This window comes from Pseudonocardia hispaniensis, from assembly GCF_042658695.1.
Taxonomy (GTDB): domain Bacteria; phylum Actinomycetota; class Actinomycetes; order Mycobacteriales; family Pseudonocardiaceae; genus Pseudonocardia; species Pseudonocardia hispaniensis.
In genome coordinates, this window is the sequence record NZ_JBHSQW010000035.1 from 333,624 (window position 1) to 353,019 (window position 19,396).

Annotated in this window: 20 protein-coding genes; 9 read left to right on the top strand and 11 right to left on the bottom strand. The window is 71.5% G+C overall.

Translation table 11 applies throughout. The features are described 5' to 3' along the window. The first annotated feature begins 69 nt into the window (after positions 1-69). From ACFQE5_RS18605 to ACFQE5_RS18625, 5 genes are all read left to right on the top strand, one after another. The gene (locus ACFQE5_RS18605) at positions 70-738 is read left to right on the top strand and encodes a nitroreductase family protein (protein ID WP_379586734.1); all 669 of its coding nucleotides are present in this window, start codon (positions 70-72) and stop codon (positions 736-738) included. A gap of 121 nt (positions 739-859) precedes the next feature. Next, positions 860-1,843 carry a hypothetical protein gene (locus ACFQE5_RS18610; RefSeq protein ID WP_379586735.1) on the top strand — a complete coding sequence of 328 codons (984 nt, stop codon included), beginning with the start codon at positions 860-862 and terminating at the stop codon, positions 1,841-1,843. A 148-nt stretch (positions 1,844-1,991) separates the two neighbouring features. Continuing rightward, entirely contained in the window at positions 1,992-2,684 is a 693-nt protein-coding gene (locus ACFQE5_RS18615) for a hypothetical protein (RefSeq protein WP_379586737.1), read from the top strand. Between the two features lie 19 nt (positions 2,685-2,703). Further along, positions 2,704-4,785 (top strand): sensor histidine kinase, encoded by a 2,082-nt coding sequence (locus tag ACFQE5_RS18620; protein WP_379586739.1) that lies wholly within the window; start codon positions 2,704-2,706, stop codon positions 4,783-4,785. Beyond that, the gene (locus ACFQE5_RS18625; RefSeq protein WP_379586740.1) at positions 4,754-5,401 is read left to right on the top strand and encodes a response regulator; all 648 of its coding nucleotides are present in this window, start codon (positions 4,754-4,756) and stop codon (positions 5,399-5,401) included. The genes ACFQE5_RS18620 and ACFQE5_RS18625 overlap by 32 nt, the downstream gene beginning before the upstream one ends. 68 nt (positions 5,402-5,469) lie before the next feature. On the opposite strand, the gene ACFQE5_RS18630 is transcribed toward ACFQE5_RS18625, so the two are convergent. Beyond that, a complete protein-coding gene (locus tag ACFQE5_RS18630; RefSeq protein ID WP_379586742.1) occupies positions 5,470-6,213 on the bottom strand; it encodes a decaprenylphospho-beta-D-erythro-pentofuranosid-2-ulose 2-reductase in 744 nt (247 codons plus the stop codon). After that, positions 6,214-7,569, bottom strand: a complete 1,356-nt coding sequence (locus tag ACFQE5_RS18635) for an FAD-binding protein (RefSeq protein WP_379586744.1) — start codon at positions 7,567-7,569, stop codon at positions 6,214-6,216. It lies immediately after the preceding gene. Between the two features lie 72 nt (positions 7,570-7,641). Here ACFQE5_RS18635 and ACFQE5_RS18640 point away from each other — a divergent pair, with 72 nt between their 5' ends. Continuing rightward, positions 7,642-9,408: a hypothetical protein gene (locus ACFQE5_RS18640; RefSeq protein ID WP_379586747.1), complete on the top strand. Its 1,767-nt coding sequence runs from the start codon at positions 7,642-7,644 to the stop codon at positions 9,406-9,408. 56 nt (positions 9,409-9,464) lie between these two features. Further along, positions 9,465-10,049 carry a DUF1707 domain-containing protein gene (locus tag ACFQE5_RS18645; RefSeq protein ID WP_379586868.1) on the top strand — a complete coding sequence of 195 codons (585 nt, stop codon included), beginning with the start codon at positions 9,465-9,467 and terminating at the stop codon, positions 10,047-10,049. A 12-nt stretch (positions 10,050-10,061) separates the two neighbouring features. On the opposite strand, the gene ACFQE5_RS18650 is transcribed toward ACFQE5_RS18645, so the two are convergent. From ACFQE5_RS18650 to ACFQE5_RS18665, 4 genes are all read right to left on the bottom strand, one after another. Continuing rightward, positions 10,062-10,790, bottom strand: coding sequence for a helix-turn-helix transcriptional regulator (locus ACFQE5_RS18650; RefSeq protein ID WP_379586749.1), 729 nt, complete (start codon positions 10,788-10,790; stop codon positions 10,062-10,064). Continuing rightward, positions 10,787-11,041, bottom strand: a complete 255-nt coding sequence (locus ACFQE5_RS18655) for a hypothetical protein (protein ID WP_379586751.1) — start codon at positions 11,039-11,041, stop codon at positions 10,787-10,789. The genes ACFQE5_RS18650 and ACFQE5_RS18655 overlap by 4 nt, the downstream gene beginning before the upstream one ends. Before the next feature lie 70 nt (positions 11,042-11,111). Further along, positions 11,112-13,397 carry a N,N-dimethylformamidase beta subunit family domain-containing protein gene (locus ACFQE5_RS18660; RefSeq protein WP_379586752.1) on the bottom strand — a complete coding sequence of 762 codons (2,286 nt, stop codon included), beginning with the start codon at positions 13,395-13,397 and terminating at the stop codon, positions 11,112-11,114. Continuing rightward, positions 13,397-13,684: a hypothetical protein gene (locus ACFQE5_RS18665; RefSeq protein WP_379586753.1), complete on the bottom strand. Its 288-nt coding sequence runs from the start codon at positions 13,682-13,684 to the stop codon at positions 13,397-13,399. The genes ACFQE5_RS18660 and ACFQE5_RS18665 overlap by 1 nt, the downstream gene beginning before the upstream one ends. Before the next feature lie 283 nt (positions 13,685-13,967). On the opposite strand from ACFQE5_RS18665, the gene ACFQE5_RS18670 reads away from it, so the two are divergent. Further along, positions 13,968-14,399 (top strand): GtrA family protein, encoded by a 432-nt coding sequence (locus tag ACFQE5_RS18670; RefSeq protein ID WP_379586754.1) that lies wholly within the window; start codon positions 13,968-13,970, stop codon positions 14,397-14,399. 2 nt (positions 14,400-14,401) lie between these two features. Here the strand turns inward: ACFQE5_RS18670 and glfT1 are convergent, their stop codons facing one another. From glfT1 to ACFQE5_RS18695, 5 genes are all read right to left on the bottom strand, one after another. Beyond that, the gene (gene glfT1, locus ACFQE5_RS18675) at positions 14,402-15,313 is read right to left on the bottom strand and encodes a galactofuranosyltransferase GlfT1 (RefSeq protein ID WP_379586756.1); all 912 of its coding nucleotides are present in this window, start codon (positions 15,311-15,313) and stop codon (positions 14,402-14,404) included. Further along, positions 15,310-16,098, bottom strand: a complete 789-nt coding sequence (wzt, locus tag ACFQE5_RS18680; RefSeq protein ID WP_379586757.1) for a galactan export ABC transporter ATP-binding subunit Wzt/RfbE — start codon at positions 16,096-16,098, stop codon at positions 15,310-15,312. Before wzt ends, glfT1 begins: the two co-directional genes overlap by 4 nt. Positions 16,099-16,103: 5 nt before the next feature. Beyond that, positions 16,104-16,982 carry a galactan export ABC transporter permease subunit Wzm/RfbD gene (gene wzm / locus ACFQE5_RS18685; RefSeq protein WP_379586758.1) on the bottom strand — a complete coding sequence of 293 codons (879 nt, stop codon included), beginning with the start codon at positions 16,980-16,982 and terminating at the stop codon, positions 16,104-16,106. Between the two features lie 72 nt (positions 16,983-17,054). Beyond that, positions 17,055-17,618 (bottom strand): bacterial proteasome activator family protein, encoded by a 564-nt coding sequence (locus ACFQE5_RS18690; protein ID WP_379586759.1) that lies wholly within the window; start codon positions 17,616-17,618, stop codon positions 17,055-17,057. Between the two features lie 57 nt (positions 17,619-17,675). Next, on the bottom strand, positions 17,676-18,671 hold the full coding sequence (locus ACFQE5_RS18695) for an NAD(P)H-quinone oxidoreductase (RefSeq protein ID WP_379586760.1): 996 nt from the start codon (positions 18,669-18,671) through the stop codon (positions 17,676-17,678). A 47-nt stretch (positions 18,672-18,718) separates the two neighbouring features. Between ACFQE5_RS18695 and ACFQE5_RS18700 the strand changes: the two genes are divergently transcribed. Then, complete coding sequence (locus tag ACFQE5_RS18700) at positions 18,719-19,354, top strand: GNAT family N-acetyltransferase (RefSeq protein WP_379586762.1); 636 nt, start codon at positions 18,719-18,721, stop codon at positions 19,352-19,354. The last annotated feature ends 42 nt before the right edge of the window (positions 19,355-19,396 follow it).

Sequence of the window (19,396 nt, forward strand, 5' to 3'; positions counted from 1 at the left end):
GGTGAATCCACCGTGTTCGTACCGAACGGGGCGGGTGCCGGCCCCGCCGTCAGGGGCGATGATCGAAGCATGACCGACGAACTGCTGCCGCTGAGCCTCGATGAGCTGCTGACGACCACGAGGTCGGTGCGCAAGCGTCTCGACCTGGAGCGACCCGTTCCGCTCGAAGTGATCCGCACCTGCCTTGAGGTGGCGCTGCAGGCGCCGACCGGTGGCAATGCGCAACCCTGGCACTGGATCGTCGTAACCGATCCCGGCCTGAAGAAGGCCATCGCCGGTTACTACGCGCAGTCCTACGACGCCTACCGGCGTTCCTCGCGCCATCCCAGGGCGAGGCGATTCGAGGACCCGGCGCGCAACGCCACCCAGGCCCGCGTCGCGTCGAGCGCCGACTACCTGGCCGAGCATTTGGCCGAGGTCCCGGTGCTGGTCATTGGTGCGATCGACGTCGGGGGGGAACTACCCGCGGGAAACCAGGCCGGTCTGTGGGGTTCGCTGCTGCCGGCGGCGTGGAGTTTCCAGTTGGCCGCCCGCGCCCGCGGCCTCGGCGCCGCGTGGACGACGCTGCACCTGCAGTACGAGAAACAGATCGCAGAGCTGCTCGACATCCCGCCAGGGGTGCGTCAGGGTGTGCTCCTGCCGGTCGCCTATACCAAGGGCACCGACTTCAAACCGGCCCGGCGCCAGCCCCTGGACACGGTCCTCCACCTCAATTCATGGTCTTCTGTGAGTGCGTAACAGTGTTCTAACACTGTTGCGCACTCACAGCCGTGGTGGAACTGTCCACATCTGGGTCGAGCTGTCCACAGCTGCGGAGTTGACGATCCATCTCGGTGACCCGAGGCCCGATCGTGATCCTATGCCTCGACCCCGACCCGCCCCAGAACGTGACGAGCGGTGGGCCCTTCTGCTGGCCGCTCAGCACGGCATCGTCAACGTCGCTCAACTGCGCCAGTTCGGGATCAGCCCGGACCGATGCGCCGCCCACGTTGCCGCTCGTCGCTGGCGGGGCGTGCTCCCTCGGGTCTACGCCACCTTCACCGGCCCGCTCCTGCCCGATGCGCTGATCAGCGCTGCCCTGCTCTACGGCGGACCCGCCGCGATCCTCAGCCACCGCACCGCCGCCGAGCGATGGGGCCTGCTGCCGACGTCGAGCGGTCCGGTCCACCTCACCGTGCCGTACCGCCACTCGGCGGTGTCCCAGGCCCCGCTGGTCGTCGTCCACCGTTCCCGGGCGCATCGGCACATCGTCGTGGCCACCGACCCGCCGATGACCAGCAGCGCGGACACGGCGATCGACGTGTCCGTCGCGGAGCCGACCGCACGTGCCGCCCGGCAGATGCTCACCACCATTCTGGCCACCGGCCGGGTTCGTCCAGCCACGGTGCGCCGCCGCCTGGTCGAACGACCGCCGTTGCGGTACCACAAGGCGCTGGCCGAGGCCCTCAGGCTGGTTTCCGATGGGGTGCTGTCGGTGCTGGAGGAGCGGTATGCGGTCGATGTGGAGCAGCGACATGGGCTACCCGCCGCGCGGCGACAGGCGCCGGTGATCGTGGACGGCCGCACTCTGTACGAGGACGTGGTCTACGACGAGGCCGGGGCGCCGCTCACGGTCCGCCTCGACGGCCGCATGCATCTGATCGACGAGATCGCCTTCCGGGATCGCAGACGGGACAACGCCGCCGAACTCGCCGGGCGGGCGCGGCTCGTGTTCGGCTGGCAGGAGGTGTCCGGGGACGCGTGCGGGGTCGCGGCCGAGGTCGCGGCCGTGCTCTACCGCATCGGCTGGATCGGCGTACTGAGGCCGTGTTCGCGCTGCTCAGGTGGGGCTGTGAGTGCGTAACAGTGTTCTAACACTGTTACGCACTCACAGGGCGTCCCGGGCTGTCCCGGACACTTCCCGGCGCGGCTGGGACACCCGACCCATGACCGCGGGCCGGGGCGCCAGGGAGGGTCGGCACGTACCGGATCTCCGATTCGAGGAGCGTGTCATGACCGCCACCGATTCCACTGCCAGCCTGTCCCGACCGGCGACCACCACCCCACCCATAGCCGCCGGCGGCGGCTGGGCGTGGGCCGGCGCACTCGGCGGCCTGCTCGGCGTCGCCGGGTTGATGGTCACCGGCAACCTCTACGACGTCGAGACCGGCGTCGTTGCCGACAACGCCGCGTTGGCGGCCGCCATCGCCGAACGGGCCCCGCTGGTGTGGGCGCAGCAGGCGCTCTGCGCGGTCGTCGCTACCTGCCTCGTCGTGTTCGCGGCCGGCCTGCGGCGCCACCTCGCCGCCCAGGAGCCCGCGGGCAGCCTCGTGCCGCAGGTCGCTGCGACCGGCGTCGGGCTGACCGCGGTCGCGCTGCTCGTCGGCGGCGGGATCTCCACCGAGCTGTACTGGGCCCTCACCGGTCCGCAGCCGTTCGATCCCGACACCATCGGCGCCCACGTCGCGATCTACAACACGATGGCGTGGCTGTGGGGCGGGCTGGCGCTCTCGGCGGGCGCGGTCGCGCTGGGCGGACTTCGCCGCGGCTCGGTCGGTCGACTCCTCGCGCTGTTCAGTGCGCTGATGGCGGTGCTGCTCGCTGCCACCCAGGTGCTGCCGGTGCAGTACATCGCCGTCGTTCCGGGCGCGCTCTGGCTGATCGGGATGGGCGCCGCGATGGCGCGCCGAACCACCCATTCGTGACCGGATATCGTCTGCGGCGATGAACGCAGGCGCGCGGTTCGTCCAGCGGGCGGCGCTGCCGCTGACCGGTATCACCCTCGCGATGGTCGGGATCGGGACCGGGCTGGCCCTCGCCGCGGGCGTACCCGTGATCGACCTGGTGTCCATGGTGTTCGTCGTCGCCTGCGGCATCACCGGCGGCCTCGTCCTGCGGCAGCGACCGACCAACACGGTCGGTGTCCTGCTGCTCGGCAGCGCAGCCTGCTTCGCCGCGCTCGAGGCCTGCGGGCGAGCGGCGCGGTGGCTCGAGGGCCCGCCCGCCGTCGCACTCGGCTGGCCCCAGACGTGGCTGTGGGTGCCGGCGAACGCCCTGCTCGCGGCGGTGCCGGTGTTCTTCCCCGGTGGCCGGGCCGGGCCGCGGTGGCGGTGGCCGCTCGCTGTGTTCACCGCGCTGGTCGTCGTGACCGCCCTGCTGAACGCGCTGCGACCGGGTCCGGACAACCAGCTCGGCGCGCCGGGCAGACCCAATCCGCTCGGCGTGCCGGGCCTCGCGCCGGTCGCCGACGCGTTCGGCACGGTGTTCACCCTGGGCACCGGTTTGGTGGTCGTCGCGGCCGGGATCGGGCAGGTGGCGGGGCTGCGTCGGGCCGATCCGGAGCGCCGCAGGCAGGTGGAGATACTGGCCTACGCGGTCGGACTCGCCGCGCTGGTGATCATTGCTCGGTTGGTCGCCGGGCTGACCGATGACGATCCGGACGCGATTTTCCCCCTGGGCAGCCTGCCCTGGGAACTGGCAGGTGGGGTCGCGGGCGCGCTGCTCCCCGTCGCGGTCGGTATCGCCGTCATCCGGCACCAGCTGTTCGACATCGACCGGCTCATCGGGCGCACGGTGCTGCTGGTGGTGCTCTCCGGCTGCGTGGCGGGCACCTATCTCGCGGTGGTCGCGCTCGCCGGGGCCTGGCTTGCCCCGGTGCTGGGTTCGGCGGTCGAGCTGCCCGCCGCGTTGCTCGGCGCCGGGCTTGCCGCCGTTCTGTTCGCGCCACTGCGTTCGCGGCTGCAGCGCCGCGTTGAGCGCCTGCTCTACGGTGAGCGCGGCGACCCCTACGCAGTGCTTTCGCGGTTGGGGCGACGCCTGGAACTCGTGCAGGACGCCGGCTCGTTGCAGACCGTGGCCGCAACCGTTCGCGACGCCCTGCAGCTGTCTTCGGTCGCGATCGAGGTTGACGGCGGGCAGCGCGTCGCCCTGGGCCCCGAACCCGCCGAGCCCGCCATCGTCCCGCTCGTCGCTGCGGGTGAGCGGATCGGCCGCCTCGTTCTCGGGCCGCGTCCCGGCGAGCGGACGCTCGGCCGACGGGATCTGCGGGTGCTACGCGAGCTCGCCCGGCCGATCGCGGGCGCGGCTCGCGCGGCGCGGGAGGCCGACCGCGCCGTCCGGCTCGCCGCCGACCTGCAGCGCTCGCGGGAGCGGCTGGTCATCGCCCGCGAGGAGGAGCGGCGCCGGCTGCGCCGTGATCTGCACGACGGCCTCGGGCCGGCGCTCGCTGGGTTGACGATGCGCGCCGAGGCTGCGCGCGAACTCGGTCCTGCGCAGGCCCGCGACCTGCTGGCCGAGATCGTGGCGGAGGCGCAGTCGGCTCTCGGTGACGTGCGCAGGCTCGTCGACGGTCTGCGGCCGCCGGCCCTGGACACCCTGGGGCTGACCGGCGCGGTCGAGGCGCATCTGCGCGGGCGGCCCGGCGCCACCCCCGTCGCCGTGGATGTGCCCGCCCCACTGCCCGAGCTGCCCGCCGCGGTGGAGGTGGCGGCCTACCGCATCGCTCTCGAGGCGGTGACCAACGTCGACCGGCACGCCGCAGCGCGCTCCGCATGCCTTCGGCTGGCGCTGGAGGGCGGGGCGCTCGTCGTCGAGGTGACCGACGACGGGCGCGGCGGAGCGGCCGGACGAGACGAGCGCGACGCAGGCGTCGGGCTGTCGTCGATCCGGGAGCGGGCCGCCGAGTTGGGGGGAAGCTGTACTGTGATCGACCGCGTCGGTGGCGGCACGCAGGTGCGTGCGGTACTGCCGTTGAGGCGGGCGGAGGAGAGCGAGGGTGGACCGTGTCCGGATCCTGCTCGTCGATGACCACGTGCATTTCCGGGCGGGGCTGCGCGCCCTGCTGGCGACCGCCCCGGACCTGGAGGTGTGCGGCGAGGCGGCCAGCGGTGAGGAGGCGCTGGCCGCGGTCGCGGTGCATCAGCCCGATGTGGTGTTGCTGGATCTGACCATGCCCGGCATGGGCGGCGTCGCCGCTGCCGAGCGGATCGTCGCGACCAGCCCGCACGCGCGGGTGCTCGTGCTGAGCATGTCCGACGACGACGAGTCGGTGTTCGCCGCGCTGCGTGCCGGGGCGCGCGGTTACCTCCTCAAGGGCGCGGGCCGCACCGAGATCCTGCGGTCGGTCCGCGCGGTTGCCGACGGCGAGGCGATCTTCGGGCCGAGTGTGGCCGCCCGCCTCGGGGGGTATTTCGCGGCGCCACCCGCGCAACCGGCCGCGCCGCCGTTTCCCGAGCTCACGGTCCGCGAGCGGGAGGTGCTCGACCTTGTCGCCCGCCATCTCACCAACCCGCAGATCGCCGCGCGGCTCGGCGTGAGCGGCAAGACGGTGCGCAACCACGTCTCGAACATCTTCGCCAAGCTGCAGGTCGCCGACCGGGCCGCCGCGGCCGCGCTCGCTCGCCGCTCCGGACTGGGCAGCTGATCCCGCTCTGTTTGCGCTGCTCAGGCGGGGCTGTGAGTGCATAACAGTGTTAGAACACTGTTATGCACTCACAGGGGGAGGCGGCGGGGGAGGTGGCGCACCGCGCTCATCACGAACCGTAGCGGCGCCGGCGCCCAGACCCGCTCCTTGCGCGTTCGCACCGCGTCGACCACGAGCGAGGCCACCGCATCCGGGGTGGTCGAGAACGGCGCGGGCCTGAGCCCCTCGGTCATCCTCGTGTGCACGAAGCCGGGCCGCACGACCGTCACGGTCACGCCGTGCGGGCGCAGGGCCGCCGTCAGACCGGTGTAGAACGCGTCCATGCCGGCCTTGGTGGAGCCGTAGACGAAGTTGGCTCGGCGAGGCCGCTCGCCGGCCACCGAGGACAGGGCCACGAGGGCTCCATGGCCCTGCTCGGAGAACCGCTCGGCCAGCGCCACCCCGACCGAAACAGCGCCGGTGTAGTTCACCTGCGCCAATTCGAGGGCCGCGGCGACCTCGGTCCAGGCCTTCTCGTTGTCCCCCAACACCCCGAACGCGACGATCGCGACGTCGATGTCGCCGCCGGCGAACGCCTTGCGAACCACGTCGGCATGCGTCTCGACCGCGCGCGCGTCGAAGTCGAGCGTCTCGACCGCGCATCCCGCCACCTCGAGCCGCCTGCGCGCCGCGTCGAGCCGATCGGACGGCCGGGCGGCGAGCACGACCCGCGGCGGCCGTCCCGCGGCGAACGCCTCGACGATGGCCAGCCCGATCTCGGACGTGCCGCCCAGCAGCAGGATGCTCTGCGGGTTGCCCACGGCGTCGATCATTTACAGCAGCTCCAGTCGTCGTGCCAGATCCGAGACGAACACGCCCTCCGGATCCGCCGCGGCCCGGACCTTGCGCCACTCGTCCAGCCGCGGGTAGCCGCGCCGGATCGCCTCCGGCGAGGTCCGCGACTCCTTGGCCAGATAGTGCCGCCCACCGGCGTCGAGCACGATCTCGTCGAGCTCGTCGCACAGCTCCCCAAGACCGCGGCCGATGGGAATGTCCACGCACAGGGTCCAGCCGGGCTTCGGGAACGACAGCGGCGCCCGGTTGCCCGGACCGAACCGCTTGAGCACGTTGAGCGCGGAGACCTGCCCGGCCGCGGTCATGCGCTCCAGCACGACGGGGATCACGTCGCCGCGTTCGGGTGGCACCACGAACTGGTACTGCAGGAACCCACGTGGGCCGTAGCCGCGGTTCCACTCGCCGACGATATCCAGCGGGTGCAGGAACTGGGTGATGTTCTGGATCGCGCCCATCCTGGTGGGCGACTTGCGGTACCAGAGCTCGCTGAAGATCTTGGCGGTGACCCGGTTGAGCAGCCCGGACGGAAAGACGTCGGGAACGGTCAGCAGCTGCGGCGCAGCGAACCTGAGCGGGTCGCGGCGCAGCTTGGCCGGCAGGTCCTCGAGCCTCGCGTGGTTGGCGCGGGTCAGCAGCCCGCGGCCGAAGCGTTTCCCGGTGCTGACGGCGTCGAACCAGGACACCGACTCGGCGTACGTGTCGTCGTCCTGGGTCTGGCGGGTCATCAGGTCCGCGAGGTTGTCGATCTGTTCGGTGTCGACGACGAAATACGCGGTCTCGACGTGGTGCAGCCGCAGCGTCGCCCGCACGACGACGCCGGTCAGGCCCATTCCGCCGACCGTCGCCCAGAACAGCTCGGCGTCCGCGCCCTCGGGGGTCAGCGTGCGCAGCGTCCCGTCGGCGGTGACGAGATCGAGCGACTCGACGTGGTTGCCGAAACTCCCGACGAGGTGGTGCGCCTTGCCGTGGATGTCGGCGCCGATGGCGCCGCCGACCGTCACCTGACGGGTGCCCGGCAGCACCGGCAGCCACAGCCCGTACGGCAGCGCCGTCCGCATGAGCGTGTCCAGGCTGACCCCGGCGTCGACGACGACCCGTCCGGACCCGGCCTCGACGCAATGGATGGTGTTCAGCCCGGTCATGTCCAGCACGGTGCCGCCCGCGTTCTGGGCCGGGTCACCGTAGGAACGACCGAGCCCGCGGGCGATGATCCCGCGTGAACCTGCGCCGACGATCGCCGCCGCCACCTCCTGGGTGCTGCGCGGTCTGATCACCTTGGCGACGGTGGGCGCGGTGCGTCCCCAGCCGTGGAGGCTCGTGGTCCGGCTCGACATCGGCGCCAGGCTACGCCCTGGGGTCGGGTGTCCCCGAGGTGACCTCGGGACCGCTGTGCCAGGCTGCGCGGTGTGCTGGAGGTGAGGACCGGGCCCGCGGGCGCCCTCGCACGCCCCCGGCCGGACCGGGTTCGACGGTTGGCCCCGCCGGCGGCGGTGGTGGCGCTGTACCTGGCCGGTTCGCTCGCACTGCACCACCGTGTCCTCGGCGCGTTCGGCACGACGACGATCGGCCGCGTCACGGCCGACTCGGACCTGTTCATGTGGTGGCTGAACTGGACGCCCTGGGCGCTGCTGCACGGCGAGAACCCGCTGTTCACGACGTATCAGCACTACCCGCTCGGGGTCAACGCCATGTGGAACACCGGCACCCCGCTGCTCGGGCTGGTGTTCGCCCCGATCACGCTGACCGCGGGCCCGGTCGCGGCCTACAACACCGCGATGATCCTGGGTCCGGTCGTGTCCGGGGTGGCGCTGGCAGCGGCGCTGGGCCCGTATGTGCGGCGCTGGGTGCCGCGCGCCGTCGCCGGCGCGCTGTACGCGTTCGGCCCCTTCCACCTCGCGCACACCTCCGCGGGCCACCTCAACCTCGTCTGGTCGGTGCTGCCGCCGGTCCTGCTCTACCTGGTGCACGTGCTGTTCGTGCGCAGGCTGGAACGGCCGGTGCGCACCGGGGCCCTGGTCGGGGTGGTGCTGGCGGCCCAGACGGTGCTCTACACCCAAACCCTGGCGTTCGGGGTGCTGATGCTCGTCGTCACGGCGGCCGTGCTCGCGGTCCGGTGGCCGCGCCGGGCACGTGCGGCGCTGCCCGGCCTGTGCCGCGCCGGGCTGGGGTGCCTTGCTGCGTACGTCGTGCTGTGCGCCTACCCGCTGTACCTGATCCTCGCCGGGCCGGTCCGGCCCCGGGCGCCGATCCGAGACGTCGAGTACTCCGGCGCGGACCTGGGCAACGCCGTCGTGCCCACCACCCTGACCGCTGTGCGGTTCACGCCCGACGGGCTGGCCGAGCGGATGCAGGGCCATCTCGGCGAACAGGGCGGCTACCTCGGGCCCGCAATGCTCGCGGTGGCGGTGGTCGCGGTGGTTGCGGTGCGGTCCACGGCGCTGCGGGTGGCCGCGATCGTGGGCGTCATCGCCTACGTGTTCTCGCTCGGGCCCACCCTGGTGATCTTCAACGAGCACACCGGAGTCCCGCTGCCGTGGCGGATGTTCACCGGGGTTCCGCTGCTGCTCGAGGCCGAACCGGTCCGGCTCCAGGTCGTGGTCGTGCTCTGTGTCGCGGTCGTGGTCGCGATATGGCTGGATCGGCTGCCGTCGATGCAGCCGCGCGCCGCGCGCGTCGCCGCCGCGGCGCTCACCGTCGTCGCGCTGGTGTCGTGGCTGCCCGCCGACCGGCAGGAGACCCAGTCCGCGGCCACGCCGGCCTTCTTCGCCGTCGCGGCACACCATCTGCGACCCAACGAGGTCGTCGAAACCTACCCACGGCTGAACAGTTGGTGGTACGGCGGCGCGGAGCCGCTGCGCTGGCAGGTCGCGTCGGGCATGGCCTACCGCACCACGGGCGGCTACTTCATCGGTTCCGACGCCGAGCACGAGGTGCTGATCGAGTCTCCGTGGAACCGGTACCAGATCGGCGCGGCCCAGGTCGCGGACGGGACGGGCGTTCCCGACGACGGCTCTGCCGCGGACGCCGGCGCAGAGCTGCGGTCGATGGGAGTGACGGTCGTGATCGTGGTTCCGCCGCCGGACCCCGCGGCGGGGCCGGTCCTCGAGTGGACCCGGCGGGTCACCGGCAGCCCCGGCGAGCCCGTCGCGGACGCCTGGTTGTTCCGCCTGTGACCCACGTCCAGCGCGGACGTGGCAGCCCCCCAATGGCTAGGCTCCGGATCGTGAGCATGCAACCCCCGTCCGGCGGCAGCCGGGGGATCCGCATCTCCGATGCGGACCGTGAGCGTGCCGCCCAGCGGCTGCACCAGGCGCTGGCGGAGGGCCGCATCACGGTGGCCGAGCTGGAGGAGCGGCTCACCGCCGTCTACGCCGCCCGCTATGCCGACGACCTGACCCCACCGCTGGCCGACCTGCCCGACGTCACCGCACCGGTCCTCTCGACGCCGGCGGGGCCGCCGACGATCTTGCGGGCCGGGGTGGGCGGGCTGCGCCGGACCGGGGTGTGGCGGGTGCCGGCGCGGTTGCGCGTGCATAGCGGGATGGGTTCGGTCCTGCTCGACTTCACCGACGCGGAGCTCCCGCATCCGGTCGTCGAGGTGGAGTTGCAGCTCGGCGCCGGTTCGGCTCGGCTGCTGGTGCCTGCGGGCGCCACCGCCGACATCGACGGGCTCGTCTCCGGGATGGGCAGCGTCCGCTCGAAGGTTCCCGCCACGCCCGTCCCGGGCCATCCGCACTTTCGCGTGTACGGGCGCAGTGGGCTGGGTTCGGTGACGGTACGCCGCCGGTACCGCTTCGCGGGCATCACCTTCTGATGCCCCGGCTCGTCACGGCAGCAGACGAAGGCCCTCCTCGACGGCGCGGCGCGCGGCCGCGGTTCGGCTCGCTGCCCCGAGTTTCGCCAGGACGTGTTCGACGTGGTGCGCGGCGGTCCGTTCCCTGATCCCCAGCCGGTGCGCGATGGCCACATTGAGCAGCCCGGCGCACAGCAGGGTCAGCACCTGGAGCTCACGTGCGGTGAGGCCGTAGGGCGGCGGCGTTTCACGCAGCACGACCAGGGTGCCCCCGGCGATCTTCACCAGCCGGGCCCGGTGCCATCGTCCGTCCATCCGGTGCAGGAAGCGTGCCTCGGTCACGGTGTCCGGTCGGCCACGCCACGTCATGACCCGCCGCACGACGTCCGGGTCCTTCTCCAGGGGGGCCGGCACGTTCCGGCCCGGCAGCGGTACGACGTCCGCCTGATCGCTGACGACGGCCGCGGCGGCGTCGCGTTCGAGATCGTCCAGGAGCAGGCTGATCCGGCGAGTGACGTCGGTGACCGATGCGAGGACGGGCGCGAGATGGTGCAGCGCGGCCATCATCGCCGGTACGGGAAGTTCGGGGTCGGTGGTGCTCAGGTGCAGGTCTCCGGTGTAGCGGCCGTCCCTGGTGGTCAGCCGGGCGGTCGCGCCCCCGGCGTAGCCCGCGGGGCGGAAGACCTGGACCGCCGAGGGGGTGCGCGCGTAGTCGACTCCGATGTCGCGCCAGCAGCGGGCGCGCTGCCCCGTACGGGTCACCAACAACCGGTAGCCGACGTCGTCGCGGAGAAATGCGGGTGAGCACAGAAGTGCAGCACGCTCGCCGGATAGCCGGTGACGCAGAGCGGGATGTGGCGGCGCGAGATCGGGTCGAACGCCACGACCGCCGCGGCGGCCACCGGGGCGCTCGCGCAGAGTTCATCGAGCACCTCCGCGGCCGCGTCCTCGCGGGTGACCGGACCGTGCGCGGCGGCGGCGAGGTTCATCGCCAGAGCCATGGCGTCCTGCACGACCGATCACCCTTCCACGGTGGAGACGTGGTCAGTGTCTCCGCCGTGGAAGGGGGCTACAAGGCGCCGGTCAGGCACCGATCGGCATCGGTTCGATCGGTTCCGGGTCGGCGAACCGGGTCAGCACGTTTCTGGTCAGCCGGGAGATGTCGTTGTCGTAGTTGTTGTGTGCCAGGCTGCCCGCCCAGGCGATCGACCCTGTGGAGAACACGGCGCCTCCGCCCGCGGTGGTGAAGTAGACGATGTCGGCGCGGACCAGGAAACTGTCGGTCCCGCCCATGCCGTCGAACGGGAAGTAGATGTCCTCCGCGACCAGGGGGTAGTTGTCCGAGTGGTGGCCCGCGCTGGTGGCCAGCAGCAACGCGTTGGCGGGGGTCCCGAGCGCGAGGTCGTAGCGGTCGCATTCGTGACCGGCCGCGCCGCCGCCGACCAACCCGTGGTCCCCGATCAGGGTGGCGCCCTCGAGACCGTTGGTGATGAAGGCCGCCTGCGGGTGGGCGAAGTCGGTGAGCGGCACGTAGGGCGACGAGCGGTCCATCCCCTCGGTGGCGAAGCCGACGCCGAACAGTTTCTGCGGGGCGCGACCCCGGTTGCGCCAGATTCCCCCGCGTTCAGGAGTGAAGGCCATGTGCAGTTCACCGGGGCGCGCCTGCCAGGCCCGGCAGCCGGCCTCGCCCTTGCGCACCTCGATCAGGTGCGGCTTGTCCGGGTGGTAGCTGGTCACCCAGTAGAACCCGTTGCCGCCCATGTACATCGCGCGCCCGCCGCGGCCGAGGTAGGTCTCCCAGGCGTCGAGCATCCGCGTCGAGTAGTACTCCGGGTGGGTTCCGGTGATGACGACCTGGTAGCGGCCGAGCAGGTCGGCGCCCTCGCGGTCGAGGTCTTCGTCGGTGGCCACGTCGAACTCGACGCCGATGCCCGTGAGCCAGTCCACGAGGTGCAGATCGGCGGGGAACTGCCACAGCGAGCCCGTTGTGTGCCGGAAGCCTGGGCGCATGGTGACGATCGGACGCAGCCGCGTCGAATGGGCCACCCCGGTGCCGTCGGCGTGGTGGTCGTAGGTCGACAGCCCGAACTCGGGGCGTTCGAGCAGGTTCAGGTCGGCGGCGGCCATCACCGAGGTGTGCCCGAGGATCGACTGGGCGACCGGTACCTCGGGGACGATGTGGTCGTTGGCGTAGGCCAGATAACTCGCGGTCGGGAACAGCAGCAGCACCCGCGACGTCGCGGTGCCGCGTGGCGGCAGCACCCAGAACGGGATGTGGTCGACGTGCTCGCCGCATGTCACCCGCAGCGCGTACACCCCGCTGGGCAGGTCGTCGGGGACGACGAGGGTGACGTCGGTGTCCCAGCCCGCGTCCTCGAGCGCGTCGGCGCAGAAGTGGAGGGCGCCGTACTGCTCGGGGGCGTGCCGGTAGTTCTCCTCCTCACCGGTCCAGTTCCAGCCGGTCATGCCCCGGTAGGGCTGGTTGTGGCAGCGCCCGTGCCAGCCGTGGGGCCCGATGTCGGTGCAGCGGTCGGCCGCGACACCGGCGGGTCCGATCTCGGCGCTGAAGTCCCAGCGGGCGAGCATCCCGGAGGTGGGGGGTTCGCCCCGGGCGAGCTCGGCACGAACGGTGTGGTCCGGCGGGCTGTCGAGGATCGTGGGGGTATCGAGCTTGCCGTTGTAGTGGCCGCAGATCGCGCCGACCGCACCGTCCCAGCATGCGGCGAGCACCGTCGGGGCCGACGCGAGCGCCGCTGCCGGGGCGCCGCTGCCGGTTCCGCTGGTGCCGGTCACGATCCCGATGGCCGGGCTCCACAGGCTGTTCACCGAGGTCAGTGTCGGGTCGGCGGTGAGCTGGGTAGCGCCCTTGTCCCAGCTGGCGGTGATCGAGTACCAGGTCCAGGCGTGCAGCGGCTGTTCCGTCACGGTCTCGTGCACCGTGGAGCCGTCGCCGAGACGCAGCGTGAGACGTCCGCCGTCGGTCAGGCCGAGCCACCACCCGATCCCGGTCGCGGCGTCCCACCGCGACATCAGGGTCTGGCCCTCGATGCCCGGAGTGGTCGGCTGGGCGAAGACGTGGACCGCGCCGGTGGCGGTGAGCGCGAGCCCGCCGGCATCGTCGATGATCACCGCGGAGCCGGTGCGGATCTCCTGCTTACGGCCGGGGTAGCGGCCTGACGCGGGGGTCGGCACCACCTCCTCGCGAAAGCCGGGACCGGCCGGGTTGGTGTCACCGTTGCGCAGTCGAACGACCTCGGCGGTGAACTCGCCCGGCTCCTCGCAGCTGATCTTGAACTCGATGGGTTCGCCGGGAGCGACCGAGAACCGGTCGGCGTATCCGGTGACTGCTGGACGCACGACCTCGACCATCAGGCCACTCCTCGCAGGTCGTCGACCCGCTTGCGGAAGACCGCGTGCAGGGCCTCCTCCTCGGTGCTGAACGGGCCGTCGTCGAGAACCTCCGGCGCCTCACCGCGCACCCCGGTGAGCACGCCGATGCGGTACTCCTTCCAGGGCTCGACCGCGACGATGACGTACTTGCCCGGAATCGGCGCGCGGCGCAGGTAACGCAGGACGCGCTGGAGGGCGTCGCTGTGCGGGCCCGCCGGGTTGGCGGCGTGTTCCGCGATCAGATCGTCGGTCAGCAGTTCGGTCACGCGTTCTCGCGCACGCTGTTCGAAGAGCTCATAGACCTCGAGTTGCCGATCCCGCATCTGCTCCCGCCTCTCGCTGGTGGCCAGGTGAGGACTCAGCGAACCCGGCGGACGCGGTGCGCTCAATGGGTAGCTCTGCCCATGTCACGCGGGTTCACCGTCATCCCGGCCCTGGGCAAGATCGCCGTTTGGGAGCCGGCAGCCGTGATTCGCGCGGTTCCTCCCGCCGAAGCGTCGATCATGGGGAGGGGCTCGGGCCGAGCGCGCCGATCGCTACCCTGGCCCGGTGACCGCGACGCGCTCCGAGCCCGCCGGCCTGAGTCTGCTGGCACAGCTCAGCCGGTTCGTCGCCGTCGGCGCGGTGTCGGCGCTGGTCGACTTCGGCTTCTACCATCTGCTGCTCGGCCTCGGCACCTATGTGCACCTGGCGAAGGCCGTCAGCTTCATCCTCGGCACCACCACCGCGTACCTGCTCAACCGCCGCTTCACGTTCACCGAGACCGACGGCGGCCCGCGCCGGTTCGCCGCGTTCCTGCTGCTCTACGGGACGACCTTCGCGATCAACGTCGGAATGAACGCGTTGGCCCTCGCCGTCCTCCCCGAGTTGCCGTTCAAGACCTCGATCGCCTGGGTCATCGCCCAGGGCTGCGCCACCGCGATCAACTTCGTGATGCTGCGGACCGTGGTGTTCCGCGCCGCGAAGCCCGCGGCGGCCTGACCTCAGCCGGGACGGTCGAACCGCTCCGCGCGGCCCTGGCGGATCAGCCGCAGCCATTCGATGAACTCGGCCGGGCGCCGCTTGGTGACCACGAAGTACCACGCGAACCGGGGCAGCTCCAGCAGCCCCACCCTGCGCATCCCGGGCTGGGAGATGAGGTAGCCGCGGTTGCGGTAGGTGTAGTAGCGCTTCACCGGATCGTCCGGGTCGCGGGCGTGCAGCCGTCCGCCGAGCATCGGCTTGTCCTCGCCCAGGCCGGCCGGGTGCAGATAGGCCGCCCGCAGCGCGGTGCCGAACGGCAGACCGGAGCGCACCAGCCTGCGATGCACCTCGACCTCGTCGCCGCGGACGAACAGCCGCAGATCCGGAACGCCGATGGCCTCGAACGTGGTTGCCCGCAACAGCGCACCGTTGAACAGTGCGGCGATGCCCGGGAGCAGCTCGTCGTCGTCGCCCTGAAGGGCCGAACGCGTCGTGTGCCAGGTCAGGCCGCGACGCAAGGGGAACGCGAGCGTGTCCGGGTCGGCCTTGTCGGCCACCACCGGTGACACCGCGGCCAGCCCCCGGCGAGTGGCGAGGTCGATGAGGGTGGCCAGCGTCGTCTCGTCGGCCGGGTATCCGTCGTCGTCACCGAGCCAGATCCAGTCCGCGCCCAGCGCCAGCGCGTGCAGGATCCCGAGGGCGAACCCGCCCGCGCCGCCGAGGTTGCGCCACGACGGCAGCCACGTCGCCGGCAGCCCGCAGGACTCGACGACGTCGCGGGCCGGCTGATCGGGCCCGTTGTCGACCACCACCAGGCGGGTGACGGGGTGGGTCTGCTTGGCCATGGCGTCCAGCGAGTCGATCAGCTGCTCGCAGCGGTGCCGGGTGACGACGACGGCGACGACGGAACCGGGCGGGAGCGGGCCGGTCACTTCGGCTCGTAATCTGCGAGCACGTCGTGGCCCTTGTAGTGGTGGAGTACCTCGCGCAGCGGGCCGTGTTCGCGGATGGTGCCATGGTCCATCCAGATCGCGGTGTCGCACAGGTCGGCGAGGAACTCGTCGGAATGCGAGGCGAACACGAGGATCCCGGAGCGCTCGACCAGCTCGAACAGCCGGGTGCGGGCCTTGGCGAGGAACTCGGCGTCGACGGCGCCGATGCCCTCATCCAGCAGCAGGATCTCCGGGTCGATGCTGGTGACGACGCCGAGCGCGAGTCGCACCCGCATGCCGGTGGAGTAGGTGCGCAGCGGCATCGACAGGTAGTCGCCGAGTTCGGTGAACTCTGCGATGTCGTCGACCCGCGCCTCCATCTGCTTGCGGGTCATGCCGAGAAACAGGCCCCGGATCAGGATGTTGTCCAGCCCGGAGATCTCCGGGTCCATCCCGACCGCGAGATCGAAGATCGGGGCGACCTTGCCGTGCACGAAGGAACGCCCGCGGGTCGGTTCGTAGATGCCCGACATCAGCCGCAGCAGGGTGGACTTGCCGGCGCCGTTGTGCCCGACCAGCGCCACCCGGTCACCCCTGCGCAGCGACACGTTGATGCTGCGCAGCGCCTCGATGATCGGGACCCTGCTCTCGGTGCCGATGCGCCCGCCTGCCTTGCCGAGCACGGCCTTCTTCAACGACCGCGACTTCGCGTCGAAGATCGGGAAGTCGACGCAGGCGTCGACGATGTCGATCCGCGGGGCGCCGTTACCGGGTTCGATGCGCACGCCCCTCACACCCAGTACGCGACGCGTGCGCGGTAGTTGCGCAGGCAGACCAGCGCGGCGACCCAGCCGACGACAGTGATCACACCGACGACATACCAGTGGCGAAGAACGATCGGGTCGCCGAGCATCGGCTCGCGCAGGATCTCGACGAAGTGCAGCGCGGGGTTGAGCTCGGCGATCCGGGCCCGCTCCGCGACGGCCGGGTTCGCGACCAGCCGCTCGTAGGACCACACGATCGGGGTCATGAAGAAGACGAGCTGGGTCACGCTCGCGATGATCGGCGGGATGTCCCGGAACCGGGTCGCGATGATGCCGGTCAGGATCGCGATCCACCCGCCGTTGGCGACCAGCACCGCGAACGCGGGCAGCGCGATCAGCGTCTGCCACCCCAGCGGATGCGGAAAGATGATCATAAGAATCACCCACACCGCCAGGTTGTGTAGGAAGAACAGGGTTTGCCGCCACACCAGCCGGTAGACGTGCAGGCTCAGCGGCGCGGGCAGGAACCGGATCAGGCCCTCGTTGGCGATGAAGACCTCGCTGCCCTCGAGGATGCAGCCGCTGATGAAGTTCCAGATCAGCAGCCCGACCGCGACGTAGGGCAGGAAGGTCGCGAGATCCTCCTGGAACAGCGCCCCGTAGAGGATGCCCATCGCGGTGGCGATGACGGCCATGCTGATGGTGATCCACAGGGGTCCGAGCACCGAGCGGCGGTAACGCTGCTTGATGTCCTGCCAGCCCAGGTAGCCCCACAGCGAACGCTGCCGCCAGCCCTGGCGCAGGTCACCGAAGGCGCGCTGCCAGCTGCGGGGCCCCGGGACGTCGTCGGCGAGCGGGCGCGCTCCCTCGGCGCGCTCGTCGTCGGCGGTCACGGTCACTGCCACGGCCCGAGGGTACCGACGGGTGACGGGACGGCGACGCCTGGTCGGCACCCGCCGTCCCGCCATCCGAGGGGACTACAGGTACTGGCCGGTGCCGCGGCCCAGACCCTCCGGCATCTGCTGGGGATGTCCGCTCGCACCTGGCGGCAGGCCGCGGCGCATCTGCTCCAGCTGGGCCCGAGCGGCCATCTGCTGGGCGAACAGCGCGGTCTGGATGCCGTGGAACAGCCCCTCCAGCCAGCCGACGAGCTGAGCCTGTGCGATGCGCAGCTCAGCGTCCGACGGCGTGGCCTCGTCGGTGAACGGCAGGCTCAGGCGGTGCAGCTCCTCACGCAACTCGGGGGCAAGACCCTGCTCGAGTTCCTTTATCGAGTTCTCGTGGATCTCGCGGAGCCGCACCCGGGACGCCTCGTCGAGGGGCGCGGCCCGGACCTCTTCGAGTAGCTGTTTGATCATGGTTCCGATGCGCATGACCTTGGCGGGCTGCTCGACCATCGAGCCGACGCCCTGATCCTCGCCGTTCTCGTCCTCACCCGACTGCGGAACGCGGGCGACCCCCACGGGCCGGCCGTCCGGCCCGATGACCATGACCTGCTGCTCGGGGCTGTCTGCCGTGTTCTGGTCTCCCGGCTGGCTCATGTCACCATGATGACGCCGTCGTCCGCGTCTGTCGTCGCGACCCCCGGGCGTCGACGATCAGCGCGCGGCCGGTGTCAGCAGCAGGATCTTCCCGATCACGCCGCCTTCTTCGAGCATCCGGTGCGCCGCCGCGGCGTCCTCCATCGAAACCTGGGCGTGCACGACCGGTACGACCCGGCCGTCGGCGAACAGCGGCCAGATCTCCTCCCGCACGCCGGACACGATCCGGCCCTTCCCGGTGGGACCCTCGATCGGGCGTCCGCGCAGACCCATCGCGGTGATGCTGGCGCGTTTGGCCAGCAGGGCGCCGATGTTGAGCTCGGCCCGCACCCCGCCCTGCATCCCGATGATCAGCAGACGACCGTCCGTGGCGAGTGCGGCGAGATTGTTCGCCAGACCCTTGGCGCCCAGGTTGTCGAGGATGACGTCGGCACCGTGGCCGTCGGTGGCCTTCTTGAGCTCCGCGGCGACGTCGTCGTGGTAGTCGATGGCGATATCGGCGCCGAGGTCGCGGCAGCGCTGCAACCGCTCCGGTGTGCCCGCCGTCGCGGCGACCCTGGCGCCGAGCGCCTTGCCCACCTGGATGGCGTGCGTCCCGATGCCGCCGCTGCCGCCCTGCACGAGGAGCGTCTCACCGGCGGTGAGCCGTCCCGCGGCGACGACGTTCGACCACACCGTGCAGGCGATCTCGGGCAGCCCGCCGGAGGTCACCAGATCGACGCCGTCGGGCACGGGCAGCACCTGAGCCGCGGGCACCGCCACCTTCTCGGCGTAGCCGCCACCGGTCAGCAGGGCGCACACCTCGTCCCCGATCCGCAGGCCCGCAACGCCCTCACCGACGGCGGAAATCGTGCCGGAGCATTCGAGCCCGATGATGTCCGAGGCGCCGGGCGGGGGCGGGTAGTTGCCCCGCCGCTGCAGCAGGTCGGCCCGGTTGACCGCCGAGGCGGCCACGTCGATGACGACCTCGCCGGGCCCGGCCTGGGGGTCGGGCACCTCGGTCCAGCGCAGGACGTCGGGGTCGCCGGGCTCGCGCACAGTGATCGCGTACATGAACCAGGACGTTATGCCGTCGCACCGGATGAGGCACCCTGCGTGGCATGGACCCGGCGGATCGCCCCGAGCCGTGGCCGCTGCGCCGTCTCGTGCTGTGCACCCCGCGCCTGGAACTGCGTCCCGACGACGACGAGGGTCTGCTCGAACTCGTCGACGAGGCCTATCGCGGGGTTCACCCGCCCGAGGAGATGCCGTTCCTCGTGCCGTGGACCGACGCCGACCCGCGCTATCTCGGGCGCGGGATGCTCCAGCACTTCTGGCAGCAGCGCTCGGCGCTCTCGCCCACGAACTGGTCGGTGCATTTCCTGGTGCGCCTCGACGGCGCCGTGATCGGTGTGCAGAGCCTGAGCGCGGTCGACTTCGCGATCACCCGCGAGGTCAGCACCGGATCCTGGATCGGCCTGCGCCACCAGCGCCGGGGGATCGGTACCGAGATGCGGGCCGCCGTGCTGGTCTTCGCGTTCGACCACCTCGACGCGCTGCGCGCGCGTTCCGCCGCGTTCGCGGACAACACGGCATCGCACCGGGTCTCGGCCCGGCTCGGCTACCGCCGCGACGGCTCGCTCACGGTCGCGCGCCGTGGCAGGCCCGTTGAGGAGGTGCGGTACCTGCTGGAGCGCGAGTGGTTCGTCCGGCCGGACTGGACGCTGCAGGTCGACGGCCCCCCATCCCCCCTGTGAGTGCGTAACAGTGTTAGAACACTGTTACGCACTCACAGGGGG